At 60.1% G+C, this 8,150-nt stretch carries 9 protein-coding genes and 2 rRNA genes; 1 reads left to right on the forward strand and 10 read right to left on the reverse strand.

From position 1 onward, the window contains the following. Positions 1 to 99 precede the first annotated feature (99 nt). The 4 genes from BM116_RS15050 to BM116_RS19335 are packed head-to-tail and all read right to left on the reverse strand — an operon-like array spanning position 100 to position 2,760. Complete coding sequence (locus tag BM116_RS15050; RefSeq protein WP_083729340.1) at positions 100 to 801, reverse strand: SPOR domain-containing protein; 702 nt, start codon at positions 799 to 801, stop codon at positions 100 to 102. Continuing rightward, positions 801 to 1,550 (reverse strand): type III pantothenate kinase, encoded by a 750-nt coding sequence (locus BM116_RS15055; protein WP_083729342.1) that lies wholly within the window; start codon positions 1,548 to 1,550, stop codon positions 801 to 803. Before BM116_RS15055 ends, BM116_RS15050 begins: the two co-directional genes overlap by 1 nt. Next, entirely contained in the window at positions 1,540 to 2,511 is a 972-nt protein-coding gene (gene birA, locus BM116_RS15060) for a bifunctional biotin--[acetyl-CoA-carboxylase] ligase/biotin operon repressor BirA (protein ID WP_083729344.1), read from the reverse strand. Before birA ends, BM116_RS15055 begins: the two co-directional genes overlap by 11 nt. 57 nt (positions 2,512 to 2,568) lie before the next feature. Continuing rightward, positions 2,569 to 2,760, reverse strand: a complete 192-nt coding sequence (locus tag BM116_RS19335) for a DUF1127 domain-containing protein (RefSeq protein ID WP_083729346.1) — start codon at positions 2,758 to 2,760, stop codon at positions 2,569 to 2,571. A gap of 85 nt (positions 2,761 to 2,845) precedes the next feature. Between BM116_RS19335 and BM116_RS15070 the strand changes: the two genes are divergently transcribed. Next, complete coding sequence (locus BM116_RS15070; protein WP_083729348.1) at positions 2,846 to 3,700, forward strand: LysR substrate-binding domain-containing protein; 855 nt, start codon at positions 2,846 to 2,848, stop codon at positions 3,698 to 3,700. 25 nt (positions 3,701 to 3,725) lie between these two features. Here the strand turns inward: BM116_RS15070 and BM116_RS15075 are convergent, their stop codons facing one another. The 6 genes from BM116_RS15075 to BM116_RS15100 all read right to left on the reverse strand — a co-directional run. After that, complete coding sequence (locus BM116_RS15075; protein WP_083729350.1) at positions 3,726 to 4,820, reverse strand: sulfate/molybdate ABC transporter ATP-binding protein; 1,095 nt, start codon at positions 4,818 to 4,820, stop codon at positions 3,726 to 3,728. Next, on the reverse strand, positions 4,817 to 5,683 hold the full coding sequence (gene cysW / locus BM116_RS15080; protein WP_083729352.1) for a sulfate/thiosulfate ABC transporter permease CysW: 867 nt from the start codon (positions 5,681 to 5,683) through the stop codon (positions 4,817 to 4,819). The genes BM116_RS15075 and cysW overlap by 4 nt, the downstream gene beginning before the upstream one ends. Before the next feature lie 9 nt (positions 5,684 to 5,692). Beyond that, positions 5,693 to 6,559, reverse strand: a complete 867-nt coding sequence (gene cysT / locus BM116_RS15085) for a sulfate/thiosulfate ABC transporter permease CysT (RefSeq protein WP_083729354.1) — start codon at positions 6,557 to 6,559, stop codon at positions 5,693 to 5,695. A gap of 10 nt (positions 6,560 to 6,569) precedes the next feature. After that, positions 6,570 to 7,589 carry a thiosulfate ABC transporter substrate-binding protein CysP gene (cysP, locus tag BM116_RS15090; RefSeq protein ID WP_083729356.1) on the reverse strand — a complete coding sequence of 340 codons (1,020 nt, stop codon included), beginning with the start codon at positions 7,587 to 7,589 and terminating at the stop codon, positions 6,570 to 6,572. Between the two features lie 233 nt (positions 7,590 to 7,822). Then, a 5S ribosomal RNA gene (rrf, locus tag BM116_RS15095) occupies positions 7,823 to 7,938 on the reverse strand. 137 nt (positions 7,939 to 8,075) lie between these two features. Then, a 23S ribosomal RNA gene (locus BM116_RS15100) occupies positions 8,076 to 8,150 on the reverse strand; the annotation flags it as partial.

An 8,150-nucleotide genomic window follows, 5' to 3' on the forward strand; every position in this document is an offset into this window, starting at 1 on the left:
TCTGTCAACACTTTTGTTAGCAAAAACACTTACTTGAACCGTGTTTCTGTCAACGCAGGCCTAGTCACCAGGACAGGCCGTCGTGAAGCGGGCGCAATTCTAGGGCAATGAGTCCAACTTGGCAACGGGTGAACAGGCCTGATATTGATGTTGCAGGCTGGGAAAGTCATTTCGCAGCCTGCCGAGCAGCGCCTGATCGACCAGACGGCGCGCGGCCGGCTGCACCTGAACCAGATACTGAGTGCGTAATTTATCTACCGACTCGACGCGAACGTCGTTTCCGTCTGCAAGCAACTGCGCCTGCCGCGCCTCGGCATAGTCGAGCCGAGAGAACACCCCAAGGGAGATATTGCCGGCCAGCGGGCCGCGCGTGATAACAAAGCTCTCTATACCCTGCTCCTGCAGCAACGACAGCCGCGCCACGGCATCGACGCTACCACCCGACACCGGCATGACCAGCCAGTAATCGGTGCTGCCCACCACATCGTCTTCTACCAATCCGGCCTGCACATCAAGAGCCAGCAGGCGCTGCAGCAACTGCTCCGCCTCCCGGCGCTCGGCAAAGGCGCCCAGCGTGATACAGAGCGCGGCCGGCGGAGCCTCTTCCGCCACCTCGCTGCGAGCAGGCCGCTCAGGCTCGCTCGCACCCTCGCCCTCTATCGCCGCAGACACCGGTGCATGATCGCCATCACTGCGCTCCGCGACCGGCAGCACACTATCGGGCTGCACATCACCGGCCTGCAACTGCCACAGCGCGTAAAGAATGTTGAGCAGCAGCAGGAACAGGAACAGCGAACGCATCAATCAATCTCCATGGGACACGCCAGAGCCAAACCATCAAACACCAGGTCGCTGATGATGTGGCAGCTTTGGGGTAACGCCTCGGCCATGCGCTCGGCATCGCCCCCGGTCAGAATCACCACCATCTCATCACCCAGCGCCTGGCGCGCCACTCGCAACTGCTCCCGCACGAAGCCAACCAGCATGAGGTCGCAGCCAAATTCAACCGCCTCGGCGGTGCTATCGCCAGGCCGAGGCGTTGCCAGATCACCACGCAACGATTGCTCATAGCGGATCAGTCGCGTATGGCGCTTGAGGCTGCCGCGCAGCAATTTGCTGCCAGGCGCAATATAGCCACCCAGGTGCTGCCCACCGGCATTGACGAAGTCGACCGTGACGGCCGTACCGAGATCGATGACCACGCAGGCACGCCGGCACAAGTGGTAACCCGCCACCAGAGCCAACCAGCGATCCATACCCAGCTTGGTGTAATCGGCATAACCGTTGCGCACGCCCGCCAGCTCGGGGGTGCTGCGCGCCAGAACAGGGTGCAGCTTGAGCCAACTGGTCAACTGGTCGAGCACGACCTGATTCTCTTCAGCAGACCGAACGGAGACCAGGCGGCAACCGTGAATTTCTCGCTCCTGCCCGCCCAGCAGGCGCTGCAACTCGACCAGATCCGGCGCCATATCGCGATCGCGTACCCGCCCTTCCCGATCAAGCAAACGCCACTTGATCAAGGTGTTCCCACAGTCCAGCTCAAGTAGCATCGTTCAACCTCAGACTGACCTCACCACCACTGATCTCCTGCACACCCTGCTCTTGCTGCAGCAACAGGGCGCCGCGCGCACTGACGCCGGCAGCGCGACCCAGCTGCTGCTGATCACCGGAAACGACGCGCACCGGCTGCCCGGCCCAGGCATCACGCTGCTGCCAGGCGTCACGGAAAGGTGCAAAACCCTCGGCGCGAAACACCTCCATGGCCGGCGCCAGGCGCTGCAAAAATGCAGCCACCAGCAGGTTGCGGTCCAGCGTCGCCGACTGCCCAGTGCGATAAAGCGACGTCCAGGCCTGATCGACCGCCTCGGCCGAATCCATCAAGACATTGATGCCGACACCGATCACGACCAGCGCTTCGCCGGTGAGATCACCACTGATCTCCAGCAGAATACCTGCCAGCTTGGCGCCACCCAGCAGCACGTCGTTGGGCCACTTCAGTTGGCTGCCGCGATAGCCCAGATCCTCCAGGGCCTGCACCAGGCACAAGCCAACCAATAGGCTTAGCCCCTCCAGACCATGGGCGCCGCCCGAGACCGGCTCAACAATAGACAGGTAGATGTTCTGCGCGTAGGGGCTGCTCCACGGACGACCACGTCGACCGCGACCAGCCGTTTGCTGCTCGGCCAGCACGATCAGCGGCCTGGGTGCGCCCGGTACCAGGCTGCGCTGGGCCTCGGCATTGGTCGAATCAATCTGCTGATGCAGATGCCACTCCCAGCGCGCGGCGAGCGTGGCCGGTAGCTGAGCGCGAATTGCCTCAGGATCAAGCAGGCAGGCGCCCCGCGGCACACGATACCCCTTGCCTCTTACCCGCTGCAGCGGATAACCCTGCTCTTCGAGGCGCTTGAGCGCCTTCCAGATAGCTGCACGACTAACGCCCAGCGCTTCGCCCAGCGCTTCGCCGGAATGAAAGCGCCCGTCAGCCAGCCGTGTAAGTATCGCGCCGAGCATCTATGCTGTTACCTTTTGAAATGAACGGCACATGATAACGCCGGGGCGCGCGAGCGGCTATCCTCGCGTGTTGCGACGCCACCAGGGCTTCGCCAACTCCTCCATGGCATCGGCTCGAGTGATACCGACATCCTGTAACTGCGCGGCGCTCATACCAGCCAGCAGCCCGTGCTCGTAACGCCGCCTGCGCCAGTCACGCCACACCCTCATCAACCACGCCAACCCTTTCATCTGCACACCTCCACCCATCCAAAGACCATGGCGAAAGCATGGCGGGCGGATTAATATCAATCCAACGAATGTTTCTTATGCAAACCATCCGGAGAATTGATCATTGCCACACTTCCCTACGATCGACAGCGAGCTGCTGCGCACCTTTACCGTGATCGCCGACCAGGGCGGGTTCACCCGTGCAGGCGATCAGCTCAACCGGACCCAGTCCGCCGTCAGCATGCAAATGAAACGACTGGAGGAGGACGTCATACAGCGCCCGCTGTTCAGCCGCGAAGGACGGCACGTGCACTTGACTGCCGAGGGGGAGATGCTGCTGGGCTATGCACGGCGCATTCTTCGCCTGCAGGGCGAAGCTCTGAACAGCCTGCGCACGCCCGACATGGTCGGACTGGTGCGCATTGGCACGCCGGATGACTACGTTGCACGCTTTCTGCCGGGTGTTCTGGCACGCTTCGCCCGCAGCTTTCCGCTGGTGCAGGTCGAGATGCACTGCGAACCCTCGGCGCAACTACTGCAACGACATGACCTGGATTTGACTATTGTTACCCGCGAGCCGGGCAAAGAGATCGGCGAACTGCTGCGCCAGGAGCAGCTGGTATGGGCCCAGGCCTGTGGCGCAGAACTGCAGCACCTGGAGCAGCTGCCGCTGGCGATGTTCAATGGTGATTGCTTTTGTCGTCACTGGGCCTGCAATGCTCTCGAAGCCCAGCAACGTAACTACCGCGTGGCCTACACCAGCCCAAGCCTGTCCGCGATCTTTGCCGTGGTGGGCGCCGGTCTGGCCATCACCGCCCAGCCGCGCAGCCTGATCCCGGACAGCATGCAGGTGCTGGGCCCGGAGCACGGCTTGCCGGAGATGCCTCAGGCCAGCATTGTGCTGCTGCGCGATACCCGGCGCAGCTCGGCTGCCAGCGAATCACTGGCGGCGCATGTCATAGAAGGTTTCCGTCACTGAGCGCATCGCTTGCGCCAGGCCGGTATCACCCCCAATACAGGGTCTGCGGCTGCGCCTGATCGGCAATAAAGAGGTGTCCGACATCCGGCACAGCAAAGCAGCGGTCGCCGCGACGCGGTTGCCAGCTGTGGTACTCAGCGTGAGTAATGCCGATCTCCCAGAGGGTGTCGCACTGCCAGCCGCAGGGGCGCAGCTCCAGCCGCACCTCGGCGCCAATCAGATTGATGGCCTCAACCTGCAACGGCAACTGGGCATGGTCCACCGCACTCAATTGCAGACGTACCTCATGCGGGCGCAAGTACAGTTGCGCCTCACCCGACGCGGTCGCCGCCTCAGGCAAGCGAACCCAGGCGTCACCGCTGGCCAGCCGATCACCAGCCAGCTCGCCGTGCAGCACATTGACGTGGCCAAGAAAGTCGAACACAAAGCGTGAGCCCGGTTTGGCATACAGCGCCTCGGGTGTATCCACCTGCTCGATGCGCCCCGCACTCATCACCACCACCCGATCCGACAGCTCAAGCGCCTCTTCCTGATCATGGGTAACAAACACACTGGTGAAGTTAAGCTCATCGTGCAGGCTGCGCAGCCAGCGACGCAGATCCTTGCGCACGCGCGCATCCAGCGCACCGAAGGGCTCATCCAGCAACAGGACCTGGGGCTGCATGGCCAGCGCGCGGGCCAGCGCGATGCGCTGCTTCTGACCACCGGAAAGCTGAGCCGGAAAGCGGTCGGCCAAATGCGATAGCTGCACCATCTCCAGCAGATTGCCTACCCGCTTGCGAATCTCAGCAGCCGAGGGGCGCTGCTTGCGCGGCAGCACATCCAGACCGAAGGCGATGTTCTGCGCCACAGTCATATGCCGGAACAAAGCGTAGTGCTGAAACACAAAGCCCACACGACGCTCGCGCACATGACGCCGGGTCACATCCTCACCGTGGAACAAAATTCGGCCGCCGTCGGCACTTTCAAGCCCGGCGATGATCCGTAGCAAGGTCGTTTTGCCTGAACCAGAAGGGCCCAGCAGACCAATCAACTCACCGTCAGGGATATCCAGGTCGATACCATGCAACGCCTGGAAGGCGCCAAAGGACTTATCGATGTGTTCTAGGGTAATGCTCATGTCGTTCGATCCGATTGAGTGCTCGCCGCCTGCATCTGGCGAGCCTGCCGCCATTCCACTGCGCTCTTGATCAACAGGGTCAGCAGGGCGATGCCAGCCAGCAGCGACGCGCTGGCGAAAGCGCCAACCGCGTTGTAATCCTGATACAGCAGTTCAACGTGTAGCGGCAGGGTATTGGTCTGGCCACGGATGTTGCCCGAGACAACAGACACCGCACCAAACTCACCGACCGCGCGCGCGTTGGTCAGCACCACTCCGTAGAGCAGGGCCCACTGAATGTTCGGTAGCGTGATCTTGCGAAACAGCTGCCAGCCGGAGGCGCCGAGCACAACGCCGGCCTCCTCTTCCTCGCGACCCTGTTGCTGCATAAGCGGAATGAGCTCGCGGGCGACAAAGGGGCAGGTAACAAAGACCGTCACCATGACGATGCCCGGCCAGGAGAACATCAGCTGAACGTCGCGATCCATCAGCCAGCCACCCAGCCAACCATTGCTGCCATACAACAATAGATAGAGGAGACCGGCCACCACCGGAGACACCGCAAAGGGAATATCGATCAGGGTGATCAACGCCTTGCGACCGGGAAACTCGAACCGCGTCACCAGCCAGGCGAGGAAAATACCAAACACCAGGTTGATCGGCACCGTCAGTGCCGCCACAAACAGCGTCAGCCCGATCGCGTGCAGCGTGTACTCATCAGTCAGGTTATCCCAAAAGGTGCCGGCACCAGCCGACAACGCCTGGCTGAAGATCATCACTAGAGGCACCACCAGCAACACCAGCACCAGCAGCAGAGCAAAACCGATCAGCGACCACTTGATCCACGGCTGATCACCAATACGCAGACGGCCTTGAGATTTCATACAGCCTCCTCAGCGACCGTGCAGCCGACGCAGATAGCGCGCCTGCCAGAGGTTGATCGCCAGCAGCAACACCAGCGAGGCGATGAGCACGACAGAAGCGATAGCGCTCGCCGCACCGTAATCAAACTCCTGCAAACGAATAAAAATCATCAGACTGGTGATCTCGCTGACATAAGGCATGTTGCCGGCGATAAAGATCACTGCGCCGAACTCGCCCAGGCTGCGGGTAAACGACAGCGCGACGCCAGTCATAAGAGCCGGCCACAGGCTGGGGAATAAAATACGCCGGAACACCGTGAGGTCGGATGCGCCCATACTGACAGCAGCCTCTTCATCTTCTGGCGGCAGATCTTCCAGCACCGGCTGCACGGTCCGCACAACAAAGGGCAGACTGGTGAAGGACATGGCCACAACAATGCCGAGCGGCGTGAAGGCGACCTTGATGCCCAGCTCAGCCAGCAGTTGGCCATACCAGCCATTCTCGGCAAACAGCGCCGCCAGGGTAATACCAGCTACGGCGGTGGGCAGCGCGAAGGGCAAGTCGATCAGGGCATCGATCAGACGCTTGCCCGGAAACTCGTAGCGCACGAGCACCCATGCCAGCAGCAGACCAGCAAGACCGTTGAACAGCGAGGCAATACCCGCCGCCCACAGCGTCACCTTGTAGGAGGCAACCACGCGCTCATCAGTGATAACACCCCAGTATTGCTCCCAACTCATGCCCGCGGTTTGCACCAGCAGGCCGGTCACCGGCAAGAGCAGGATCAAACTGATAAATAGAAGCGATACACCCATACTCAACGCAAATCCCGGCAACACGCGTTTGCCGGGATTGCGTTGAAACGGCGACCAACGGCCGCCTGACAGCTCACTCATGCCGATCCTCTCAGCGACGCTGCAGCTGATCCAGCTTGCCGCCACTGCCAAAGTGTTCGCTCATCGCGGTTTTCCAGTCACCGGTAATGGCTTCAATCGGCAGCAGCTCCAGCTCAGGGAAACGGTCAGCGAATTCGGCTTTGACGGTATCGTTGTGCACGCGATAGTTGAATCCAGCGATCAAGCGCTGGGCGTCCTCGCTATACAGGTACTCCAGATAGGCCTTGGCCAGATCAGCTGTTTCGTTGCGCTCAACGCTACGATCAATCCAGGTCACCGGGAACTCAGCCAGGAAGCTGACCTTGGGCACCACAACCTGATACTCGCCGTCGTACTGGGCCGCAATATTGTTAACCTCGGACTCAAAGGTCAGCAGTACATCACCAATGCCACGCTCAACGAAGGTGGTGGTGGCACCACGCCCGCCGGTGTCAAACACCGCAACGTTGCCAAGGAATTCACGCAGGTAGTTGTCGATGGCTTCCTGGTCATCACCAAAGGTTTTCTGTGCATAGCCCAGTGCAGCCAGATAGGTGTAACGGCCGTTGCCCGAGGTTTTCGGGTTGGGCAGCACAGAACTCACGTCATCGCGGACCAGGTCGTCCCAGTTCTGGATATTCTTCGGGTTACCCTCTCGCACCAAAAAAGCCATGGTGGAATAGTAAGGAGAGCTGGCATTAGGCAGACGCTCACGCCAGTCGGCCGGGATCAGGTTGCCACGCTCATGCAGAATGTCTACGTCGGTCACCTGGTTGTAGGTGACCACGTCCGCCCGCAACCCCTGAATGATCGCCTGCGCCTGCTTGGAGGAACCACCGTGAGACTGGTTGATCTCGACGGTCTTGCCGGTCTCCTGCTGCCAATGCTCGGCAAAGAGTTCGTTATACGAGGCAAAGAGTTCACGGGCGATATCGTAGGAGGAATTCAAGAGCTCCTGGTCAGCGGCTTGTGCCGAAGCAACGCCAAGGCTGCCGGTGACCGTCAGGGCCACGACCAGCTGTTTGATCAGTTTACGCGGGGATTGCAACATGTCTGACTCCAACTGCACAGGGCCGCTTGGGCGAACACCTTTCTCAATGGGCGCCCAGATTACCGCCCGCCATCAGTTAGAACAACAAGCAGGTTAGACGGATTTGCTTATTACTTCTAACGCTAAAGCATAAGAGCGCAAGCAAAGACGCAAACCAGTCCACCTGATCGGACTTTTCCCGCGCGCAAAGAAAAACACCCTGACCATTTCTGATCAGGGTGTTCGGTATAGGCGCTTGACGATGACCTACTCTCACATGGGGAAGCCCCACACTACCATCGGCGATGCATCGTTTCACTTCTGAGTTCGGGATGGGATCAGGTGGTTCCAATGCTCTATAGTCGTCAAGCAATTTGTTGCTGCCCGCTAGGCGTGCAGCTTAAAAAGCTTGGATGTGTGACAGAAGCTAAGGTATTTGCAATCTCGCAAGTTCGCGAAGTTGTTTGATTCTGTTGGCTCGATAACACCAGATTGCTTGGGTGTTATATGGTCAAGCCACACGGGCAATTAGTATTGGTTAGCTCAACGCCTCACAGCGCTTACACACCCAACCTATCAACG

Origin of the sequence: Halopseudomonas pachastrellae, from assembly GCF_900114765.1 — a bacterium.
Lineage (GTDB): Bacteria > Pseudomonadota > Gammaproteobacteria > Pseudomonadales > Pseudomonadaceae > Halopseudomonas > Halopseudomonas pachastrellae.